16 protein-coding genes are annotated in these 20,984 nt (G+C 70.6%); 8 read left to right on the top strand and 8 right to left on the bottom strand.

Annotation, left to right across the window (positions count from 1 at the left end):
- A partial coding sequence (locus D7V80_RS31180) for a hypothetical protein (RefSeq protein ID WP_120591602.1) occupies positions 1 to 666 on the top strand: 666 nt, incomplete at its 5' end.
- 35 nt (positions 667 to 701) lie between these two features.
- The gene (locus D7V80_RS31175; protein ID WP_120591599.1) at positions 702 to 1,709 is read left to right on the top strand and encodes an NAD(P)H-dependent glycerol-3-phosphate dehydrogenase; all 1,008 of its coding nucleotides are present in this window, start codon (positions 702 to 704) and stop codon (positions 1,707 to 1,709) included.
- A 27-nt stretch (positions 1,710 to 1,736) separates the two neighbouring features.
- Here D7V80_RS31175 and D7V80_RS31170 read toward each other — a convergent pair whose 3' ends face one another.
- Both D7V80_RS31170 and hflX read right to left on the bottom strand, forming a co-directional pair.
- Complete coding sequence (locus D7V80_RS31170; RefSeq protein WP_233585851.1) at positions 1,737 to 2,198, bottom strand: hypothetical protein; 462 nt, start codon at positions 2,196 to 2,198, stop codon at positions 1,737 to 1,739.
- 50 nt (positions 2,199 to 2,248) lie between these two features.
- Positions 2,249 to 3,904 carry a GTPase HflX gene (hflX, locus tag D7V80_RS31165; RefSeq protein ID WP_199738899.1) on the bottom strand — a complete coding sequence of 552 codons (1,656 nt, stop codon included), beginning with the start codon at positions 3,902 to 3,904 and terminating at the stop codon, positions 2,249 to 2,251.
- A gap of 167 nt (positions 3,905 to 4,071) precedes the next feature.
- Here hflX and proB point away from each other — a divergent pair, with 167 nt between their 5' ends.
- Positions 4,072 to 5,196 carry a glutamate 5-kinase gene (gene proB, locus D7V80_RS31160; protein WP_120591597.1) on the top strand — a complete coding sequence of 375 codons (1,125 nt, stop codon included), beginning with the start codon at positions 4,072 to 4,074 and terminating at the stop codon, positions 5,194 to 5,196.
- 22 nt (positions 5,197 to 5,218) lie between these two features.
- Here the strand turns inward: proB and D7V80_RS31155 are convergent, their stop codons facing one another.
- Entirely contained in the window at positions 5,219 to 5,692 is a 474-nt protein-coding gene (locus D7V80_RS31155; RefSeq protein WP_199738898.1) for a hypothetical protein, read from the bottom strand.
- Positions 5,693 to 6,049: 357 nt separating this feature from the next.
- Between D7V80_RS31155 and D7V80_RS31150 the strand changes: the two genes are divergently transcribed.
- From D7V80_RS31150 to acnA, 5 genes are all read left to right on the top strand, one after another.
- Positions 6,050 to 7,075: a YafY family protein gene (locus D7V80_RS31150; protein ID WP_120591596.1), complete on the top strand. Its 1,026-nt coding sequence runs from the start codon at positions 6,050 to 6,052 to the stop codon at positions 7,073 to 7,075.
- On the top strand, positions 7,072 to 8,001 hold the full coding sequence (locus D7V80_RS31145) for a YafY family protein (protein ID WP_120591595.1): 930 nt from the start codon (positions 7,072 to 7,074) through the stop codon (positions 7,999 to 8,001). Before D7V80_RS31150 ends, D7V80_RS31145 begins: the two co-directional genes overlap by 4 nt.
- A gap of 6 nt (positions 8,002 to 8,007) precedes the next feature.
- Positions 8,008 to 9,618, top strand: coding sequence for an FHA domain-containing protein (locus D7V80_RS31140; protein ID WP_120591594.1), 1,611 nt, complete (start codon positions 8,008 to 8,010; stop codon positions 9,616 to 9,618).
- A gap of 102 nt (positions 9,619 to 9,720) precedes the next feature.
- Entirely contained in the window at positions 9,721 to 10,980 is a 1,260-nt protein-coding gene (locus D7V80_RS31135; protein WP_120591593.1) for a phosphatidylserine/phosphatidylglycerophosphate/cardiolipin synthase family protein, read from the top strand.
- A gap of 128 nt (positions 10,981 to 11,108) precedes the next feature.
- Complete coding sequence (gene acnA / locus D7V80_RS31130) at positions 11,109 to 13,841, top strand: aconitate hydratase AcnA (protein ID WP_120591592.1); 2,733 nt, start codon at positions 11,109 to 11,111, stop codon at positions 13,839 to 13,841.
- Between the two features lie 83 nt (positions 13,842 to 13,924).
- On the opposite strand, the gene D7V80_RS31125 is transcribed toward acnA, so the two are convergent.
- The 5 genes from D7V80_RS31125 to D7V80_RS31105 are packed head-to-tail and all read right to left on the bottom strand — an operon-like array spanning position 13,925 to position 20,969.
- Complete coding sequence (locus tag D7V80_RS31125; RefSeq protein WP_120591591.1) at positions 13,925 to 14,347, bottom strand: HD domain-containing protein; 423 nt, start codon at positions 14,345 to 14,347, stop codon at positions 13,925 to 13,927.
- 31 nt (positions 14,348 to 14,378) lie between these two features.
- Positions 14,379 to 15,005, bottom strand: coding sequence for a hypothetical protein (locus D7V80_RS31120; RefSeq protein WP_120591590.1), 627 nt, complete (start codon positions 15,003 to 15,005; stop codon positions 14,379 to 14,381).
- A gap of 26 nt (positions 15,006 to 15,031) precedes the next feature.
- Complete coding sequence (locus D7V80_RS31115; protein WP_120591589.1) at positions 15,032 to 16,135, bottom strand: PilW family protein; 1,104 nt, start codon at positions 16,133 to 16,135, stop codon at positions 15,032 to 15,034.
- Entirely contained in the window at positions 16,132 to 16,731 is a 600-nt protein-coding gene (locus D7V80_RS31110; RefSeq protein WP_120591588.1) for a type II secretion system protein, read from the bottom strand. Before D7V80_RS31110 ends, D7V80_RS31115 begins: the two co-directional genes overlap by 4 nt.
- Positions 16,728 to 20,969, bottom strand: coding sequence for a hypothetical protein (locus D7V80_RS31105; protein ID WP_120591587.1), 4,242 nt, complete (start codon positions 20,967 to 20,969; stop codon positions 16,728 to 16,730). Before D7V80_RS31105 ends, D7V80_RS31110 begins: the two co-directional genes overlap by 4 nt.
- Positions 20,970 to 20,984 lie beyond the last annotated feature (15 nt).

Genomic DNA, 20,984 nt, shown 5'->3' with positions numbered 1-20,984 from the left:
GTACACGCCGCGCGCCGCCGCGTCAAGGCTCCCCGTCCTCCGCCTCCACCCCAGGCCCCCAACCGCTACGGGCTCTACGGCGGCCGGTCACTGGGCTCCGGACATGCGGGCGTGGGCATGGAGCTGGGCTTCCCCTTCGTGTCCGCGCGCGGCGTGTACGGCGTGCTGGAGCACCTGGACCTGGGGCTGGGCGTGGACACCGTCTACGGCCTGATGACCGAGCTGCGCGCCAGCGCCCGCCTCACCGTCCTGGACAGCGACAACGTCAGCCTCGCCTTCGTGGTGGACGGCGGCCGCGCGTTCTTCCTGCGTCCCCCGGACACGGAGGACAAGGGCGCGCGCTACCTGAGCGGCCGGCGCGACTGGAACGTGGCCCCGGGGCTGGTGACGTCCTTCCAGGGCGACAGCCCGCGCGCGTGGCGGCCGTACCTGGGCGTCCGCGTCCTGATGGCCTTCGACCTGGACCCCATCCAGGAGGATCCGCTGTCCGGCATGCCGCCCGCGTGGAAGCTGGATGCCTCCGTCCTCGTGCGGCTGGGCGCGGAGTTTCCCGTCGGAGAGAAGACGTCCTACGCTGTCTCGTTCGGTGGCGACTTCCGCAGCCGCTCCTCGGACGCGGAGTTCATGCCCACGCTGTCCGTGGGCGTGGTGTCCACGCTGTTCTGAAATCCCCCTCCCACCTCTCGACCCGAGGTCATCTCATGCGCGGCAGTGTCATCGGTGCAGGTTCGTTCGGAACGGCGCTCGCCAACGTGCTCGCGGTGAATTGCGACGAAGTCCGCCTGTGGGGCCGCGAGCCCTCCGCCGTGGAGGCCATCAACACCCGCCACGAGAACGCCACCTACTTGAAGGGCATCCCCCTCTCCGAGCGCGTGCGCGCGACCACGGACCTGGAGGAGGCGCTGTCCGGCTCGGAGATGGTGGTGCTCGCCACGCCCAGCCACGCCACGCGGGAGGTGCTCGCGCGCGCCAAGGCCTTCCTGCCCAGGAGCGTGCCGCTCGTCACGGTGTCCAAGGGCATCGAGAACGGCACGCTGCTCACCATGACGGAGCTCCTGGAGGACTGTCTGCCGGAGGAGTTCCACCCGTACGTCGCGGTGCTCTCCGGCCCCAGCTTCGCCAAGGAGCTGGCCCGTCGCATGCCCACGGTGGTGACCATCGCGTCGCACTGGGACAAGGTGGCCCAGCGCTGCCAGAAGGCGCTCCAGACGGACACCTTCCGCTCGTACACGTCCACGGACGTGGTGGGCGTGCAGTACGGCGGCGCGCTGAAGAACGTCATCGCCATCGCCGCGGGCATGGCGGACGGCCTGGGCATGGGCCACAACGCGCGGGCCGCCATCATCACGCGCGGCCTGGCGGAGATTACGCGGCTCGCGGTGAGGAAGGGCGCCAACCCGCTGACGCTCTCCGGCCTGTCCGGCATGGGCGACCTGGTGCTCACCTGCACGGGCGAGCTCAGCCGCAACCGCCACGTGGGCATGGAGCTGGGCAAGGGCCGCAAGCTGCCGGACATCCTCGCGGAGATGAAGGAGGTCGCCGAGGGCGTCAAGACGGCCAAGAGCGCGCGCGACCTGTCCCTCAAGACGGGCGTGGAGCTGCCCATCTGCGAGCAGGTCTACCTCATCGCCTACGAGGGCAAGAACGCCAAGATGGCGGTGGTGGACCTGATGACGCGCCAGCCGAAGTCGGAGCTGTCCGGCGTCTGAGGACGCCGCAGGACGTCAGGGGCCGCGCTAGTAGCGGCGCGGCTTCGCTTCCGGGCTCGCGCCGCGCACGCGCCACACGGTGAGCCGCTCGGAGTTGGTGTGGCTCAGGACGAGCCCTTCCGACTGCATCTCCTCCAGCAGGCGGTTCGTCTTGAGCCGGTCCAGCCCGATGGTGCGGCCCAGCAGGTCGCCGGGCATGCCGCTCAGGTTGGAGCGCAGCTCGTTGATGATGGCGCGCTTGAACTCGTTCTTCTGCAGGCCGTCCAGGTCCTGCGACCGCCACGAGGACAGGATGCCCCAGCCGATGAGCAGCAGCGTCACCACGGCGAGCACCGGGTAGACGATGTGGCTGTTCTTCTCCAGCAGCTCGATGTAGCCGGTGGAGATGGACGAGACGGGCCGGTCGTAGTCCGGCCCGGAGTCCTGTCCGGGCAGGCCTTCGATTTGGGCCGTCAACAACGGGATGAGCAGTTTCAGCGCGGGAGCCAAGGCCCCCCGACTCTACGGGGAGGGCCCCCGCGCCGACAACCCGCCCACCGTTACACGACGCCGATGGACTCGGACGCACCCTCGGCGAACAGGGTGGTGTCCGCCTTGGCCAGGAGCGTCGCCAGGCCTTCGCGCTTCACCGCGCTGATGGCCACGCCGCCCCGCGAGCGCAGCAGCGACTCCACCTCGTCCGCGGACAGCTGGTCCGCCTTGTTCCACACCATCAGGCGCGGCTTCTCCATCAGGCCCAGCGAGGCGAGGATCTTCTCCACCGCCTCCACCTGGTCGTCGCGCGCCGGGTCGCTCGCGTCCACCACGTGCAAGAGGAGGCTTGCGTCGTACAGCTCCTCCAGCGTGGCGCGGAAGGCCGCCACCAGGTCCTTGGGCAGGTCCCGGATGAAGCCCACCGTGTCGGTGATGATGACCTCGCGCTCCTGCGGGAAGCGCAGGCGCCGGCTCGTGGGGTCCAGCGTGGCGAACAGCTTGTCCTCCGCCAGCACCTCCGCGTTGGTGATGGCGTTGAGCAGCGTGGACTTGCCCGCGTTGGTGTAGCCCACGATGGAGATGACCGGCACCTCGCGCCGGTTGCGCTGCGCCCGGCGGACGCTGCGCTCGCGGCTGATGACGTCGATGCGGCGCTCCAGGTTGGTGATGCGCTCGCGCACGCGGCGGCGGTCGATTTCGAGCTTCGTCTCACCCGGACCGCGACCGCCCACGCCACCGCCCATGAGGCGGCTGAGCGAGTCATCCCCCTGCACCAGCCGGGGCAGCCGGTACTTCAGCTGCGCCAGCTCCACCTGCAGCTTGCCCTCGGCCGTCTGCGCGCGCTGCGCGAAGATGTCCAGGATGAGCTGCGTGCGGTCCAGGATCTTCAGGCTCGTCGCATCGCCGATGTGGCGGCCCTGAGACGGGGTGAGGTCCTTGTCGAAGATGAGCAGGTCCACCATGGACTGCATGGAGCGCAGGTTCAGGTCCTCCAGCTTGCCCCGGCCGATGAGGTAGCGCGGATCCGCCTCACGCTTCATCTGGAGCACGCTGTCCACCACCTCCACGCCCGCGGTGCGCGCCAGCTCCTTCAGCTCCGCCAGGCTGGACTCCGCCCGGGCGCGGTTGCCGTCCAGGCATACCGCCACCAGGATGGCGCGCTCCTTCCCGGACACGGTGCGCGCGGCCGCGTTGCGGTTGAACTCCTCCTCCAGCGCGTCCAGCGTGGCCAAGAGGTCCGGCTGTTCACCGTGCACGGAGGGCAGGGTGGACACGTGCCAGAAATCGCCCGAGCCGTTCTCCGGCACCAGGTAGGCCCAGTGCAGGATGCCGGGCAGGCCTTCGTTGCCCACGCCCACGGCCGCCACGCAGTCCAGGCGCAGCAGCGCCAGGTCCGTGAGGTCGTCCTTCGTCAGGGGTTCGCTCTTCAGGTGCGTGTGCGCCAGCCGCAGGCCACGCAGACGAATCTGACCGGCGCGCGCACGGCCGATGTCCGGCAGCTCCAGCTTGTGCGCGTTGCCCACCACGACGTGCTCGATGTCGCCCTTGCGGTTGATGAGGACGCCCACCTGGCGGTTGAGCTCGTGCGACAGCTCGGTGAGGTGGCGGGCAAGCTCCGCGGACACGATTTCGCGCGGATCCACGCGGCGGCGGAACGTGTTGCGCAGCCGCTGCTGCTCGCTCGTCTTCAGGCCCAGGGTGTTGCCGTAGATTTCCTTCAAACCGTTTCTCCTGGCGCGGACATCGAATGACCCGCGCCGCATTCAAGGCATTGGATGGACTGGGGCCACCCGCGTTTCATGACAAAGCCCTTCAGCCGGCGTGCCGCGCAGCCTGGTGAACAACCGGCCACGCGCGTCCTTTCCCGTTCCAGCCTACGCTGCCTTCCGTGACTGATTCCGCACGCAACGCCTTGCGCGGGGCCCGCCGCGTGGTGGTGAAGATTGGGACCAACGCGCTGACGAGCGCCACGGGCCGCTTCAACCGTGCCCACTTCGACGCGCTGGGGCAGGACCTGCTGTGGGCCGCCGGGGGCCGGGAACTGGTGGTGGTGTCCAGCGGCGCCATCGCGCTGGGCATGGAGCGGCTGGGGCTGCCTGCTCGCCCCCGGGACATTCCAGGCAAGCAGGCGTGCGCGGCGGTGGGGCAGAGCCGCCTGATGCAGGCCTATGAGGAGGCCTTCGGCCACGCGGCCCGAACGGTGGCCCAGGTGCTGCTCACCCACGAGGACGTGCAGGAGCGCCGCCGCTACCTCAACGTGAAGCACACGCTGGAGCGCCTGCTGGCCTCGGGCGTGGTGCCGGTCATCAACGAGAACGACACCGTGTCCGTGGACGAGCTGAAGTTCGGCGACAACGACACGCTGGCGAGCCTGGTGGCCGGCGTGGTGGAGGCGGACGCGCTGGTCCTCCTGTCGGACGTGGAGGGGCTCTACACCGCCGACCCGCGCAGGGACGCCGAAGCCCGCCTGATGCCCGCCGTGCCGCGCGTCACCGCGGACGTGCTGGCCCTGGCCGGCGACGCCACCAGCGCGGTGGGCACGGGCGGCATGGCGTCCAAGGTGCGCGCCGCCGCCCGCGCCGCGGAGCTGGGCATTCCCTGCGTCATCACCTCCGGCGCGGTGCCCGGCCGCCTGCGCGGCGTGCTTGAAGGGGAAGCCGTGGGCACGCTCTTCGAGCCCGCTGGACGCCGCAGCGCGCGCACCGCGTGGATCGCCCATGCCCTGAGGCCCCGGGGCCGGCTGGCGGTGGATGCGGGCGCGAAGGAGGCCATCGTCACCGGCAAGCGCAGCCTGCTGCCCAGCGGCGTGACGGGCGTGGAGGGGGACTTCGGCCGGGGAGACCCGGTGGACCTGACGGACGCGGCCGGGACGGTGTTCGCCCGGGGCCTGTCCACCTACGACGCCAACGAGCTCCGGCGCATCGCCGGGCGGCGCAGCGCGGACATCGAGGCGGTGCTGGGCTACCGCTACCTGGATGAGGCCGTGCACCGCGACGACCTGGCGGTGCTGTAGCCGCGGTCCGCGCAACGTGCGCCTAGATGGAGCTGGAGACGGACTTCACGGTGCCGGTCGCCGGCTCCGTCAGCCGCATCAGCGCGCGGAACTCCGGGGAGTCCACCTTCATCAGGAGCAGCGACACCTCCAGCTCGCCCGGCACCCGGCCCAGCTGGAGCTTGCGCTCCTGGCCGTGCAGCAGGGCGAGCTGCGAGTGGCCTTCCCCTTCCGGCAGGGACAGGTCCACCTGGAGCTGGAACGAGTCGCCCTCGCCCTTGGGCGTGAGCACCAGCCGGTAGTCCGGCACGGTCGCGCCCGGACGGCGGCGCTCGGCGCGAAGGGTGCGGCCCGCTTCACCCAGCAGCTTGGGCTGGGCGATCAGCCGGCCGTCGCGCCGGACCTCCAGCGCGAAGTAGAGCGGTTCGTTGCGGGCGTGCGCCGGGGTGGAGGCGAAGGCCAGCAGCACCAGCGCCAGCCCGGGAAGCCACTTCTTCAGCAGGGAGGTGCGGTCCATGGTCGAGCCCTCGTCAAGCTTCAGTCCGCCGCGTCGGCCCCACGGCAGCCAGCAAAGCCTCCAGGAGGCCCGCTGTCGCTTCTCACCCAAATCGACAATGTCCAAGGAATAACCCAGACGCGCCCCGAGTGCGAGCCCCACGCCCGGGGTTGTCTGCTGGCTTGCGGACGAAACGAGGGGTACATGGCTGTACCTGCTTGCCTGTTCAGGTTGGGGCGGCTATCCCCCTTGGACGGAGCTGGCCCCCTTCGCTGTTCCCTTTGTGTTCGTTTCCATCCCTGCCCCCTTCTCCCACCCCGGAAGTCCCCGGTCTCTTGATCTCCCGGGTCCTGTCCGCCATGGTCACCGATCACCTGAATGGACCGCACGGAACGCATCCTTGATCTCGTGGCACTGCTGCTCGACGCGCGGGAACCCATCTCGTGGGCCGAGCTGCGTGAACACTTCCCCGCGGACTACGGCGGCTCGGATGACGCCGCGGAGCGCAAATTCGAGCGCGACAAGGCGGAGCTCGTCGAGCTGGGCTTCCCGCTGAGCTACGTGCAGGGCGACGACGAGCGGCGCGACGGCTACATCGTCGACCGCAACGTCTACTACCTGCCGGAGGCGGACCTCACGAAGGAGGAGCTGGCCGTGCTCTACGCCGCCGGGTCCGCCGCGCTGGCGTCCGGCGCGTTCCCCGGCCGCGACGACCTGGCGCACGCGCTGCGCAAGATCGGCTTCTTCGCCGGCGAATCCCTGCCCACCCCGCGCGTGCGCATGGAGCTGGGCACCGGCCAGGAGGGCCAGGAGAAGGAGGTCTCCGCCCGCCTGGAGCAGCTCTGGGATGCGTGCTCCGCCCACAAGTGGGTGCAGCTGACCTACGGCAGCCCCCGCAAGGACGGCGTCACGGAGCGGCGCGTGGACCCGTACGGCCTGGCGCTCCGGCGCGGCGTGTGGACGCTGGTGGGCTACTGCCACCTGCGCCAGGGCCTGCGCACCTTCCACGTCCACCGCATCCGCGAGCTGAAGGTGAACACCGCCCGGCCGCGCACGCCGGACTTCGAGGTGCCAGCGGACTTCTCGCTGGACGCCCACGTGGCCTACTTCCCCTGGCAGTACCGCTTCCACGAGCCGCTGGAGGTGACGCTGCAGCTCACCGGGCCGCAGGCCTCGCGCGCGGGCTCGCTGTTCCCGGGCGCGGCGCTGGAGCCGGTGTCGGAGGGCGTGGTGCGGGCCCGCTTCCCGGTGACGTTCCTGGACGGGCTGACGCGCTTCGTCCTGTCGCTGGGGCAGGACTGCCGTGTGGAAGGGCCTCCGGAGGCGCGCGAGCGCCTGGAGCGGATGGCCGCGAACATCCTGGCGAAGCACACGCCGGTGGAAGGTCAGCGGGTGAGCGCATGAGCAACGTCCACGAGCGGCTGCGCCGCCTGCTGTTCCTCGTCCCCTACGTCTCCAAGCACCCCGGCGTCACCGTGGAGGCCCTGGCCAAGGCCCTCAACATCAGCCGCGAGGACCTGCTGGAGGAGCTGGACCTGCTCACCTGCGTGGGCCGGCCGCCCTTCAACCCGGACGACTACATCGACATCTACGTGGACAACGACCGCGTCTACGTGGACCTGGATCAGCGCCTGTTCGCGCCGCCCCGGCTGACCGCCGGCGAGGCCGCGGCCCTGGCCGCCGCGGCGGAGCTGTTGCGCCCGGCCACCGGCGACGCGCTCCAGAGCGCCCTCACCAAGCTGGAGGGCATCATCCCGCCCGCCGCCCGCGAGCGCTTCCGGGACATGTACCGGAAGATCGACGCCTCCGCGGACGCGCCCCCGGCGCTGGGGCCCATCACCCGGGCCATCCTGGAGCGGCTGGAGGTGACGTTCGGCTACGCCAGCCCCGGCCGCCCGCCGGAGCCGCGCCGGGTGCGCCCCTACGAGCTGCTCAGCCACCGTGGCCAGTGGTACCTCCAGGGCTTCTGCCACACCCGCCAGGACGCGCGCCTGTTCCGGTTGGATCGCATGGAGGACCTGGCCGTCACCACCACCTCCTTCCAGCCCCCGCCGGACGCCCGCGCGGACGTGCCCAACCCGGCCCGGAGCGCCAGCGAGGCCTCCGTCCGGGTGCGCTTCACCCCCACGGCGGCACCCTACGTGAAGGAGCGCTTCGGTCAGGACGCCCGCCCGCTCGCCGACGGAGGGGTGGAGGTGCGGGTGGCCGGAGACAGTGAGCGCTGGCTCACGCAGTGGGTGCTATCCTTCGGCGGAGAGGCGGAAGTGCTGGAGCCGGCGAGCGCGCGCGCCGCCGTTGCCCGAGCCGTACATGCCTCGATAGGCTCCTAGGACGACATGGCCTTCCAACTGACGATCTCCGAGGGAAAAGACGCAGGCAAGGAGTTCGTCTTCGACCAGGACTCCGTGCTCATCGGGCGCACCTCCGAGTGCGACGTGGTGCTGTACGACCCCGGTATCTCCCGCCGTCACTGCCGCATCTTCAAGGACGGTGACGGCTACGCCGTCGAGGACCAGAAGAGCGCCAACGGCACGGTCGTCAACGGCGCCGCCGTGCAGAAGCAGACGCTGGCGGACGGCGACACGCTCACGCTGGGCCCGGTGACGTTCCTCTTCGCGCTCGCCGCGGAGGACGCGCCCACCGGCGAGGACGAGAAGCCCGCGGAGGACGGCGCCAACAGCACGCGCATCGTCTCCATCGACTCCGTGCGCAAGTCGCGTAACAAGAAGGGCGCGGCGCTCGTGCCGGAAGGCGCGGACGAGGAGGACCTGCAGGGCATCCGGGCGGAGTCCACGCGCATGAACATGCGCGCCATCCGCCGGCCCACGTCCAACGCCCAGCGCGCCATCCCGCAGGAGCCGCCCCCGGAAGAGGACGCTCCGGCGGCCATCGAAAAGCCCGCTCCCGCGCCTCCGCCCGCGCGCCGCACCGGCTCCCAGTCCTCCCGCGCCGTGGCCCGCACGCCCCGCGCCGGTGGCGCCAGCAGCAGTGGCGGCGGCCTGTCCGCAGCCGAGCGCGCCCGCATCCGCCGTGAGACGCCGGGCCTGATGGCCAACCTGCGCCTGTTCTGGGCGGAGGCGAACTCCAAGGTCCGCGCGGGCGTGATGGCCGGCGGCGGCGTGGTGGTGCTGGGCCTCTTCGCCCTCATGTACTGGCTGGTGCTGGGCGGCGAGGACACGGTGCAGAAGGGCGAGGAGCCCGTGCGCCTGTCCAACCAGCCCATCACGGACTCGTTCGGCCTGGGTGACGGCGTCACCTGGAACCGGCCGGACATGAAGGTCTTCGAGTGGGAGTTCGTCGCCGCGACGCGCGCGGTGGTCATCCTCCACTACCAGGCCCAGGGCATCTCCAAGGACGAGGTGGTGGTGAGCGTCAACGGCGTGGACGTGGGCAAGGTGCCCCCGGACACGCTGGCCAGCCAGGAGCGCTCGCTGGAGCTGATGATCCCGCCCCAGCAGCTGCGCAAGGGCGAGCCCAACCGCATCATCTTCGACAACACCCGCAACCCGCCGGGCGAGGACACCTGGCGCGTGTGGAACGTCTGGGTGGAGCGCGCGCTGCTCCCCGAGGACCTCTCCACGCAGCAGCTCGTCTCGAACGCGAACGATCTCTTCAAGAAGGGCCGCAAGAACTTCGACACGCCGGACATCGGCGCGCGCAACCGCTACGAAGCGTGGAAGGCCTTCCGCGAGGCGTGGCTGATGCTGGAGGCCCACCCGGACCCGAAGCCGGACCTGTACTTCGAGGCCCAGGAGGCCATGAAGCGCGCCCAGCAGGAGCTGGACCGCACCTGCTCCAAGCTGCTGCTGGAGGTGGAGGGCTACTACAACCAGGGCCACTACAAGCAGGCCGCCTCCACGCTGGACCACATGCGCGAGTACTTCCCCGAGTACGACCAGCCGTGCGCCACGCGCGCGGAGAACAAGCGCGTCGAGTTCGGCCTGTAGCCAGCAGTCGTCGGCTAGCGGACGGTGCAACCCCGCCGAGGAGGCGGGCAGGGCCCGTCCGGGTTGCCGGTCCCTCCCTCCGTTCCCACCCTGAATGGGGTGATGCGTGAGCTGGCGGGGGAGGACGGGCGGACGGAAGGGTTGGTTCCAGCGGCGCGCTCGCCGGGACCGGTGCCCGAGCACGGTCCGGTGTGGAGCGCCGGGGTGTCCCGGCGCCTGCTCGCCCGGTACTACCTGCCGCAGCACCACACCACCCTCCAGGGCAATGCGTGCCGGCTCCTGCGTGACGGCGTGGAGGCCTACCCGGAGATGCTGGAGGCCATCCGCCGGGCGCGCCGCTCCATCCGCCTGGAGACGTACATGTTCGTCACCGACGCGGTGGGCGAGCTCTTCGGCCAGGCGCTGGCGGAGGCCGCCGAGCGCGGCGTGCACGTGAAGGTCCTCTACGACGCGGTGGGGTCCTGGACCAGCCGCAGGAGCTTCTTCGAAGGCCTGCGCGCGCGGGGCGTGGACGTGCGGGCCTTCAAGCCCTTCAGCCTCCAGCGCGGGCTGCGCCACCTGCTGCGCCGGGACCACCGCAAGATCCTGGTGGTGGACGGTACGGTGGCCTTCACGGGAGGTGTGAACATCGCGGCGCACTGGGCCCCGGAGGGGCAGGGCGTGGCGTGGCGCGACGACGTGCTGCGGATTGAAGGCCCCGCGGTGCATGAGCTGGAGCGGCGCTTCCTGGCCACGTGGCGGATGATGTTCCGCGACCGCCTGAGCCGGCTGCGCCGGCGGATCCGCGGCGGGGCCCAGGCGCTGGAGGCCCGGCCCCGGAAGGGCGACGTGGGACTGGCGGTGCTGTCCAGCCGCCGCAGCATCCATCGCGCGTACCTGCACGCCATCCAGCGCGCGCGGGCCAGCGTGCTCATCGCCGCGGGCTACTTCGTGCCGGACCGGCGCATGGTGGCCGCGCTCAAGGACGCGGCGAAGCGGGGCGTGGAGGTCAGCCTGCTGCTCAACGGGGGCAAGAGCGACCACCCGTTCCTAGAGCATGCGACGCGCGCCTTCTACGAGCCGCTGATGGACGCCGGCATCCGCATCTTCGAGTGGCGCCGGGGCGTGCTGCACGCCAAGACGGCCGTGGTGGACGGGGTGTGGGGCACCATCGGGTCGTTCAACCTGGAGCGGCTGTCCCTGGCCTTCAATCACGAAGTGAACGCCGTCTTCGCGGACCCCCGGCTGGGGCGTGACCTGGAGGACTCGTTCCGTCTGGATTGTGGCAACTGCCGCGAGGTGGACCTGGCCGCCTTCCGCCGCCGTCCCCTCTGGCAGAAGGCCGTGGAGCGGGTGCTGTACTTCTTCCGCAAGGTGCTCTGAGCGGGTCTGTAAGCCCGGGGTCCCAACCAACCGTCCACCGCCTTCAACGCGGTGCAGGAACCCTTTGCATGCCGGGGGGGACACGCCTAGAAGTTGCGTCATTCCGGCACGGAAGGACGGCAACGCACATGACGGACAGTTTCGGCACCAAGGCCCAGCTCAAGGTGGGCTCGGCGACCTACGACTATTTCAGCCTGGCCACGCTGGCGAAGGCGCACCCGGCGGTCAACCGCCTCCCGTTCTCGCTGAAGGTCCTGCTGGAGAACCTGCTGCGCAACGAGGACGGCCGCGTCGTCAAGCGCGAGCACATCGAGAAGATGCTCGCCTGGGACCCCAAGGCGGCCCCGGAGACTGAGATCTCCTTCCACCCCGCGCGCGTGCTGCTCCAGGACTTCACCGGCGTGCCCGCCGTCGTGGACATGGCCGCCATGCGTGAGGCGCTCGCCGCCATGGGCGGTGACCCCGCGAAGATCAACCCGCGCAACCCGGCGGACCTGGTCATCGACCACTCGGTGCAGATTGACTCGTTCGCCACCACCGCGGCCTTCAAGGAGAACGCGGAGCTGGAGTTCGAGCGCAACCGCGAGCGCTACGCCTTCCTGCGCTGGGGCCAGAGCGCGTTCAAGGGCTTTGGCGTGGTGCCGCCGGACATCGGCATCTGCCACCAGGTGAACCTGGAGTTCCTGGCGCAGGTGACGTTCCGCCAGGGCAACACCGTGTACCCGGACACGCTGGTGGGCACGGACAGCCACACCACGATGATCAACGGCCTGGGCGTGGTGGGCTGGGGCGTGGGCGGCATCGAGGCGGAGGCGGCGCTGCTGGGCCAGCCCATCACGATGCTGATTCCCCAGGTGGTGGGCTTCAAGCTCACCGGCAAGCTGCCCGCGGGCGCCACGGCCACGGACCTGGTGCTCACCGTCACGCAGATGCTTCGCAAGAAGGGCGTGGTCGGCAAGTTCGTGGAGTTCTACGGCGAGGGCCTGAAGAACCTGTCTCTGCCGGACCGCGCCACCATCGCGAACATGGCCCCGGAGTACGGCGCCACCATCGGCTTCTTCCCGGTGGACGAGGAGAGCTGCAACTACCTGCGCTTCACCGGCCGCCCGGATGACGTGGTGGCGCTGACGGAGGCGTACGCGAAGGAGCAGGGCCTGTGGTTCAAGGCCGGCGCCGAGGAGCCCCTCTTCAGCGACACGCTGGCGCTGGACCTGGCCGCCGTGGTGCCCAGCCTGGCGGGCCCCAAGCGTCCGCAGGACCGCGTCCCCCTGAAGGACATGAAGGCCGGGTACGAGGCGTCGCTCGTGGAGATGCTGTCCGCCGGCAAGAGCAAGGGCGAGGACGACGAGGGTCCCAAGGGCGCGAAGGCTCCCGCGGCCCCGGTGGCCCCGGAGCGGCTGGCCCAGTCCGTCACCGTGAAGGCGGGCAAGCAGAGCTACCAGGTGGGCCACGGCGCGGTGGTCATCGCGTCCATCACGTCCTGCACCAACACGTCCAACCCGGCCGTGCTGGTGGCCGCGGGCATCCTGGCGAAGAAGGCCGTGGAGAAGGGCCTCAAGCCGCAGCCCTGGGTGAAGACGTCCCTGGCCCCGGGCAGCCGCGTGGTGACGGAGTACCTGCGCGACGCGGGCCTCCTGCCCTACCTGGAGGCTGTGGGCTTCCACGTCGTGGGCTACGGCTGCACCACCTGCATCGGCAACTCCGGCCCGCTGCCGGAGTCCGTGTCCAACGCGGTGGTGGAGGGCGACCTGGTGGTGGCGGCGGTGCTGTCCGGCAACCGCAACTTCGAAGGCCGCATCAACCCGCACGTGCGCATGAACTACCTGGCGAGCCCCCCGCTCGTGGTGGCGTACGCGCTGGCCGGTGAAGTGGGCCGCGACCTGGACAACGAGCCCCTGGGCACGGACCCCAACGGCCGCCCGGTGTTCCTCAAGGACATCTGGCCGTCCAACGAGGAGATCAAGGAGACCATCCGCACGGCCGTGAAGCCGGAGCAGTTCCGCAGCCAGTACGCGAACGCCATGGAGGGCGACACGCTCTGGCAGCAGCTGCAGGTGGGCAAGGGCTCCACGTTCAAGTGGGATGAGAAGTCCACCTACGTGCGCAAGCCGCCCTTCTTCGAGAACCTCCCGAAGGAGCCCAAGGCCGTCCAGGACATCAAGGGCGCGCGCGTGCTGGCGCTGCTGGGGGACTCCGTCACGACGGACCACATCTCCCCGGCGGGCAACATCGCCAAGACGAGCCCCGCGGCGAAGTACCTCATGGCGGAGGGCGTGGAGCCCAAGGACTTCAACTCCTACGGCGCGCGCCGCGGCAACCACGAGGTGATGGTGCGCGGCACCTTCGCCAACATCCGCCTGAAGAACCTGCTCGTCCCCGGCGTGGAGGGCGGCGTCACGGTGCACATCCCCACGCGTGAGCGGATGAGCATCTACGACGCGTCCATGAAGTACCAGGCGGACGGCACGCCCCTGGTGGTGCTGGCGGGCGCCGAGTACGGCACCGGCTCCAGCCGCGACTGGGCGGCCAAGGGCACGCAGCTGCTGGGCGTGAAGGCCGTCATCGCCAAGAGCTTCGAGCGCATCCACCGCTCCAACCTCGTGGGCATGGGCGTGCTGCCCCTGCAGTTCGAGGCGGGCCAGGACGCGCAGTCGCTGGGCCTCACCGGCCACGAGACGTTCGAGATCACCGGCGTCGCGGACGGCCTCGCGCCGCAGAAGAAGCTCACCGTGAAGGCCACCGGTGAGAAGGGCCCCATCGAGTTCACGGCGGTGTGCCGCATCGACACGCCCAACGAGCTCGACTACTACCGCAACGGCGGCATCCTCCAGTACGTGCTGCGCCAGCTCGCCAAGGCGTAAAGGCGCACGTCACGCTGGATTCGCGGCCCGGCCGCCCTCGCTTCACGGGAGGGTCGCCGGGCCGTCGTCTTTCTTGCCGCGGGCTACTCCGCGCGCAGGCGCGTCCAGGCGGCCACGTAGCGCGACAGGCGCTCGGCGTCCTTCGGCGTGACGTCCTTCAGCCGGCGCACGTCCATGTTGTCCTCCAGGTCCGCCAGCTTCACGCGGCGGGCCAGGGGGTGGGGACGCAGCCGTTCGATGAAGGCCTCGTAGCTTTCGCCCTCGCGCTTCGTCAGGCAGTCCAGGGCGGACAGCACGTCCTCCGGGTAGCCCAGGCCGCGCAGGCGCTCCAGCGAGTACGGCGTGTCCTCCACCACGTCGTGGAGGATGGCCACGGTGCGCTCCGCGTCGGAGGACAGACGCAGCATCACCCGCATGGGGTGGAGGATGTAGGGCTGTCCTGCCTTGTCGCGCTGACCCTGGTGCGCGGCCACCGCCAGGGCGATGGCGTCTTCGAGCGTGGGCATGGGCGCAAGCTTCGCACGCCCGGCGGACGGCTCAACGGTTGAGGTTGCCGGAGCCCGTGCCGCCCGCCGTCTGCGCCGTGTAGGCGTGGCCGCCGCCGTTGTACTGGAGGATGCCCTCCACCGCGAGCGCGCTGGGGTCCAGCTGGTTGCTGCTCCCCAGCCGCGGAATCATCGTCTCGCTGATGCAGATGGCGCCCACCACCACCTGTTGATCATTGTCGCGGTTCCACTCCGGGGCGAGCGGCTTGAACTCATCCTCGTTGTCCCGGACGTAGAGGTACACGTCGTCCTTGCCGTCGCCGTCCAGGTCCGCGAACAGCGCGGGGTTGACCGTCTTGATGGCCTCGCGGCCGGCGGCGGTGCGCGGGTTGGCGGGCGCGGGGTTGGTGGGCGAGGCGATGGGGTCGTAGGTGCCCGGCGTGCTCAGGAAGGTGTTCCACTGGGCGTAGTTGCGGCCGAAGTAGCCGCGCGCCAGCTGCAGGCCGCTCTCCGCGCAGCCCTGGCGCTGGCCCGTGCGGCTGGAGGTCACGGCGCGCGTGCGCTCGCTGCTGGCGTAGGCCATCACGCCCGCCACCAGGCCCAGGAGCACGGTGACGAGCAGCACGACGAGCAGCAGCGTGGCGCCGCGGGGGGAACGGGACGAAGCGCGTGGGGACATGGCGGAAGGCCTCACGGAGGATGGACTCACAGGCTGGCGGCGGCCAGGTTGGGCAGCTCCGCCCGGCGCGAGAAGAGGCTGCGGAAGTAGCCGTCCGCGGGGGCCGCGGCCGGGGTGTGGTTCTCCACCGCGATGGGCAGGTCCTCGGACAGGACGGTCTGGTTCTGATTGTCGCGCCGGGGCGAGCGGCCGGTGGCCACCACGCTGATGCGCACCGAGCGCAGGCCCGGCGTGTACTCGGGCTTGAGGCCGTTCTGGAAGTCGTAGCGGGTCGGGTCGCCCGTGTTGGTGGCGTCGATGCCGAACGTCACCTGGAAGTCCTCCACGAAGTCCTGCACCACCACCGGGTCGGCCATGTCCACGAAGGGGCGCCCCGACACGTCGCTGCCAGGGATGCCCTCCGCGCGCATCAGCGCCTTGCGGCCGTTGCCCGCGTTCGTCCCGATGAAGAAGTGCAGCAGCCGCACGGGGTACACCAGGTCGCCCTTCTGGAAGCCGCCCTTGTGGGGCGCGTTGGAGAAGCCCGACACGCCGCTCTCCAGGTAGTTCACCGTGGCCGTGGGCGGAGTGCTCGATACCGAGGTCTGGGTGAGCAGCGCGGCGCTCTTCATGTTGCTGGCCACCAGCATGGGGTTGGCGGGCGCGGCGCCGGCGAGCGTGCCCGCGCAGTTGACCTCCAGGGCGCCGGTGCCCGGCTTCACCACCGTCATCGCCGCGCCCGGCGCGCAGTCGCGGCCCAGGTAGTTGCGGTCCGGCACCACCAGCCACAGGTCGTCGCTGCCGTCCTCGCCCGGCTGGTTGCCCGTCGTGGTGGCGGCGAGCACGCCCGTGCCCGCGCCGTCACCGCCGAAGACGGGGTTGATGCGCTGGGGGACTCCGCCGGAGACCACCCAGAGGCCCTCGGACATGCCCGCGCCGGCCTGGCGCACCGCGGACAGCAGCGTCTCTCCCGCGAGCCGCGCGTGGTCGTGGCTGTCCGCCACGTGCTCCGTGTTGTGCACCACGCGCCCGCCCGCGAGCAGCAGGGCCGTGGCCGCCGCCAGGATGATGGTGGTGAGCGCCGCGGCCACCATCGTCTCCAGCAGCGTCATGCCGCGTGCGTGCGCCCGGGGCTTCGACCGGAACCTCATAGGACGAAGACCTCGCTGTGCACGATGGCGCGGTCCAGGCTGTCGCCCTTGCGGTACGCGCGCGTCCAGAAGGTGAAGGGCAGCGCCCCGGCGGGCACCATCGCCTGGGCCGCGGGCGGCAGATCCTTGGGCAGCCCCTGCGTCACCAGGACCTCGCGGCAGTAGACGTCGCGGGGCAGCACCGAGTCCGGGGTGGCGTCGGTGCAGGGCGTGCCGGCGGGCACGTCCAGCGCGGGCTCCACCTGGCCGGTGGGGCGCACGCGGAAGTACGCGCCGGTGCCGATGTCGCCCGCCTGCGGCGCGCTGGGGTCCAGCACCCAGGGCGCCGTGGCCAGGGCCACCTCCGGCGGAAAGAGGGTGGGCCGGGGGACGGCCTGGTTGGCCAGGTCCATCTTGGACGCGAGCCACAGCCGCTGCACGCGCGCCTCCAGCAGCATGCGCCGGCCCTGGAGCACCTGGCCGTCCTTCACGTCGCGGGTGGCGGCCACCATGCCCATCACGGCGCCCACGGCGGCCAGCGCCAGGACGCACATGGCGATGAGCACCTCCAGCAGGCCGCTGCCGCGCCGGGCGGCGGGAGAGGGAAGGGCTCTCATTCGAGGAACCTCTGGCTCCAGTTGAGGAGCTGGTAGAGCACGCCGTTGTTGCCGGCCACGGAGTCCTTCGCGTTGGGGCTGGAGGCGCCGGTGTTGGTCGCGTTGTCGATGCGCGTGACGCGCAGGGCGCTCACCTCCGCGCCCACCACGTAGTCCGTGGACCCGCTGCCGTTGTCGCGGTGGTAGACGGCCACGCCGCCGTAGTTGGCCAGCGTCGCGCCGCTCATGGGCTGGATGCCCGCCTGCGTGGCCGCCGTGTTGCCCAGGTCGATGCTGTAGGTGTGGCCGCCCACGGACGCGCTCAGCATCATGGGGTCGTTCACGGACTCCTCCGCGGTGCTGAAGTACGCGGTGCGCCCGGCGATGGTGATGTTGCCGTAGACGTGCTCGGGGGCGGGGAAGACGAGCGGGAAGGGCGAGGGCTCCTGGAGCACGCCGTAGGTGTCCGCCTCCGTGTTGGCCAGGTTCGCGGTGATGGGCGAGCCGTCCAGCCGCTTGCCGTCCATGCCCAGGGGCAGCCGGAGTTCCGCGTCCAGCAGCAGCGCGTGGAAGCGGCCTCCCACCGTGTCCGGCACCCAGTCCATGCCGGCGGTGCCCACCAGGGCCACCACCTTGCCCTTGAACTGGCCGAAGGCGGAGGTGTTCGTCGCGTCGAGCGGAATGCGCGCCAGGCCCACGTTGGTGCTGATGGGCTGGCTGGTGACGGGCAGCCCGCCGATGTTCATCGCCGTGTACTTGCAGGGCGTGGCTTCCGAGCACGCGGGGCCCGTGCGCGCCACGTTGATGTTCATGCCGGTGGACGCGTCCAGCTCCCAGAGCCGGCCCTCCATGTCACCCACGTAGAGGCGCGCGGCGCCGCTCGAGTCCTGGGACACGGTGGGCGCGGCGGGCGCGCTGTTGTCCACGCTGCTGGTATAGGCCTGCTGCCACTGCCACAGCTTCTGGCCGTTGGCCACGTCGATGGCGAACACCTGCACGCCCTTGGCGGGGGAGCCGGGAGAGCCCGGTGCCGGCAGCGCGCCGGAGCTGCTGGAGGCGACGAAGACGGCGTACACGGGCTCCATGCCCAGCCGGCCCACGCCCACGGACAGCCCGCGCGAGCCGCCCAGGCCGCTGTAGTCATAGAGGCCGCTCGGCTGACGGCCGGGGTCCGAGCGCGGCGGCAGGAGGAAGAGGCTCGAGTCCTCGTCCCAGGTGTACGTCCAGTCCAGGCCGCCCTGGCCCCTGTCCGCCAGCGCCACGGCGGAGTTCGGCGCGCTGGCGGTGGCGTAGTGGCTGCCCACCAGGTGCCACAGCAGCACGGGCTTGAGCGGGTTGGTCACGTCCAGGGCGAACAGGTCGCGCCCTGTCTGGCCCACGTTGGCGACGAGCACGGTGTGCCACTCGCGGCGGCCGGTGCCCACGAAGTCCGCGAACACGTCGAAGACTGCGGGCGCGCTGTTCACCCGCGCGGTGTTGTTGCGCAGGCCCGCCAGCTGCGTGGCCGGCAGGAAGCTCCAGAGCTCCGTGCCCGGCGGGGGCGTGGTGCCGGTGCGGAAGCGCTGGGCGAAGTCCGTCTTGAAGCGCGCGCTGGCGTCCGGGTTGGGGAAGCTCAGGTTCTGCGCGGGGCCGTCATAGCGCGCGCCGCCGGAGACGTAGAAGGCGTGCACCTGGCCGTCCAGGCCCGCCGCGTAGGCCACCGTGGGCCGGGCGGCGTTGGTGTCCGGGATGTGGGGGCTGGCCGTCACCACCACGGGTGACGAGTGGATGAAGCCGCCCAGGTGCGCCTTGTTGTCCGCGTCGTCGTTGTTGCACTGGGTGATGGAGGGCTCGAGGATGGGCGTCTCGTTGGCGCCGTCGCGGCGGGACTCCGTGGCGTAGCAGTAGCCGCGCACCCGCTGGAGCATCATCGCCACCGCGTTGAAGTCCACGTACAGCTGCGTCTTGTTGATGAGCTCGTTGGTGACGCCGAAGTCGGCCCCGCCCAGCTGCGGCGAGTACTGCGTCGCCTGCTGCAGGTCGCAGACGCCGTCCGGGCCCCTCACGAAGTCGTAGCGGAAGCTGCCGTCACGCGTCGTGGCGCGGCCGAGCTTCAGCACGTCCACGCAGCCGGGATTGGGGGCCGAGCCGTAGCTGCGGTTGATGCGCGTGCCGGAGACCTCTTCCGGCTGCCAGCCCACCTGCATCACCCCGTGCGGCGCGGTGCGGCCGGCGCCCAGCGACGGGTTCACCGTCACCTCGCCGCCGAAGTAGGTGAAGAGGTTGCGTTCGCCGGGCGCGGGCATGCGCGCGTCCGCGTTCCACAGCGTGCCGTCCGACAGCGAGTTCTCCCCCGTGGACAGCGCATCCCCGCCAATGAGCGAGTGCGCGCGCAGCGTGCCCGGGTAGTAGGGGAACACCCAGTGCGAGCCCTGCGCGGGCGTGTACGTGTCCGCGCCGGGCGGGTAGCCCGTCACGGCGTTGTAGGACGTCTTGAACAGGAGGGCGCGCGAGCCGTTGGTGTCGCTGCCGTTGGTGTCGTCCAGCGCGACGGGCGCGGACACGGTGCGCTCGCTCTGCAGCGGTTCGCTTCCCAGGTTGAGCAGCGTGTTGAGCACGATGCGCGTGCCCGCGACGCTGTCCTTGAAGTCATGGCCCGCCAGGTAGACGATGGTCGCCTTCTGCGGATCATTGTCCTTCTGGTTGAAGGAGAAGAAGTCGTTGCCGCGAAGGTTGTGCGCCGCCACGTGCACGGGGTTGTCGTACTGGTTGCCCGTGGCGTAGTTCACCCAGCTCACCGCCAGCCGCCGCACGCCGTTCTTGAAGGTCGTCCGGTAGTTCTCCGTCTCGCCCGCCACGTTGTTGAAGCGGAAGTCACCCAGCTGGGAGAAGGGGTCGCCCGGGTTGGGGTAGAGGATGCAGGCGGGCCGGGGCGAGGACTCGTTCATGTAGTCCGGGTCCGTGCAGTTGCGGCCGTCCCAGTTCTTGCCGCTGCTGCCGAGCTTGTTCTTCTCGAAGGTGCCCTCGCCCTGGAAGCGCGTGGAGGGCACCAGCCCTCCGCCCACCTTGTCGGTGTGCTCGTAGGACCAGATGCTGGTGCACTCGGCGAACAGGCCGTTGCCGCGCTGGTTGGTGAAGTAGGCGATGTTGTTGAGGACGTTCTCCGCCTGGTTGCCGGCGCCGTCGCCGTTGGCGCTGTACTCGGCGCGGGTGCTGTCGCCAATCTGCCAGTGCGGCGCCCAGAACACGCGGTAGCGCGGGCGCTGGGTGGCGGGGTCCACGGCGTTGAGCAGGCCGTTGGGGAACGCCGCGGTGGAGATGAGGTCCGCGTTGGCGTGGAGCGCGTCGTAGATGAGGCCGGGCTGCCCGCCGTTGAGGGTGCAGCCGCTGGTGGTGCCCTGCGGGCAGCCGCCCGCGCCCGGGAAGTCCAGGCCCGCGTTGCGCAGGTAGTCGTCCAGCATGCCGCCCTTCACGAAGGACTTGTCCGTCGCGTTGTCGTCGTCCAGGTCCAGCAGGGCGATCTTCGGGGGCACGCGGTTCAACCGCCGGCCAATGGGCGCGTTGAACTCGATGGTGGCCTGGTGCATGCGCACGTAGAAGCAGTTCTTGCCGTTGCTGAACGTGTTGCAGTTGCACGTCGTGCGGAACTTGTTCGGCGCGTCCGCCCCGGCGGAGGAGTTCAGGAAGTCGAGCGCGTTCTTCGCGTCCTTCGCGTCGATGATGAACGCGCCGCCCATGTACTGGACGTCGCGGAAGCCGCTGGCGGTGTTGAGCGTCGTGGCCGTGAAGTTCGGCCGCGCCTGGCTCGTGCTGGTGGTGAAGTTGTCGATGTTCCCTTCGGGGAACAGGCCGCTCGCGGGCAGCGCCTGCAGGGGCGGCACCGGCACGACGGGCGCCGCGTCCGCGCGGGAGATGTGGAAGTCGCAGCCGTCATTCCAGCTGGGGTCGTTCCACTGGCCGTTGTGCGGCAGGGGCGGCAGGTGCTTGTTGGTGGGCACGCAGCGGTTGGGGGACCGCTTCGTGTCGTCGATGGCCAGGTACACCGTCACCGGGTGGTTGGCGTTGAAGCCGCCCGCCTCGTTGGACTGCAACAGGCGCCACACCAGGCCGTAGGCCGACAGGCTTCCACAGCCCTGCTGGAAGGTGGCCTGCTCCGGGATGATGAGCGCGCCCTGGCTGAAGGTGACGATGTCCGTCGCGGATGCCGGCAGCGCCGTCAGCAGCGCCAGGCCCAGCAGGATTCGCCGCGCCGCGGAGATTCTGGGGGTGATGGGGGCCAAGGGTTCACCGGGGGT

It is taken from the genome of Corallococcus sp. CA054B, assembly GCF_003611625.1.
GTDB classification, from domain to species: domain Bacteria; phylum Myxococcota; class Myxococcia; order Myxococcales; family Myxococcaceae; genus Corallococcus; species Corallococcus coralloides.
This window is presented reverse-complemented; position numbering and strand designations above follow the sequence as displayed.

Coding starts and splice junctions, on each gene's coding strand:
- D7V80_RS31175 (WP_120591599.1), top strand. CDS start 702: ATGCGCGGCAGTGTCATCGGTGCAGGTTCGTTCGGAACGGCGCTCGCC.
- D7V80_RS31155 (WP_199738898.1), bottom strand. CDS start 5,692: ATGGACCGCACCTCCCTGCTGAAGAAGTGGCTTCCCGGGCTGGCGCTG.
- D7V80_RS31150 (WP_120591596.1), top strand. CDS start 6,050: ATGGACCGCACGGAACGCATCCTTGATCTCGTGGCACTGCTGCTCGAC.
- D7V80_RS31145 (WP_120591595.1), top strand. CDS start 7,072: ATGAGCAACGTCCACGAGCGGCTGCGCCGCCTGCTGTTCCTCGTCCCC.
- D7V80_RS31140 (WP_120591594.1), top strand. CDS start 8,008: ATGGCCTTCCAACTGACGATCTCCGAGGGAAAAGACGCAGGCAAGGAG.
- D7V80_RS31135 (WP_120591593.1), top strand. CDS start 9,721: ATGCGTGAGCTGGCGGGGGAGGACGGGCGGACGGAAGGGTTGGTTCCA.
- acnA (WP_120591592.1), top strand. CDS start 11,109: ATGACGGACAGTTTCGGCACCAAGGCCCAGCTCAAGGTGGGCTCGGCG.
- D7V80_RS31125 (WP_120591591.1), bottom strand. CDS start 14,347: ATGCCCACGCTCGAAGACGCCATCGCCCTGGCGGTGGCCGCGCACCAG.
- D7V80_RS31120 (WP_120591590.1), bottom strand. CDS start 15,005: ATGTCCCCACGCGCTTCGTCCCGTTCCCCCCGCGGCGCCACGCTGCTG.
- D7V80_RS31115 (WP_120591589.1), bottom strand. CDS start 16,135: ATGAGGTTCCGGTCGAAGCCCCGGGCGCACGCACGCGGCATGACGCTG.
- D7V80_RS31110 (WP_120591588.1), bottom strand. CDS start 16,731: ATGAGAGCCCTTCCCTCTCCCGCCGCCCGGCGCGGCAGCGGCCTGCTG.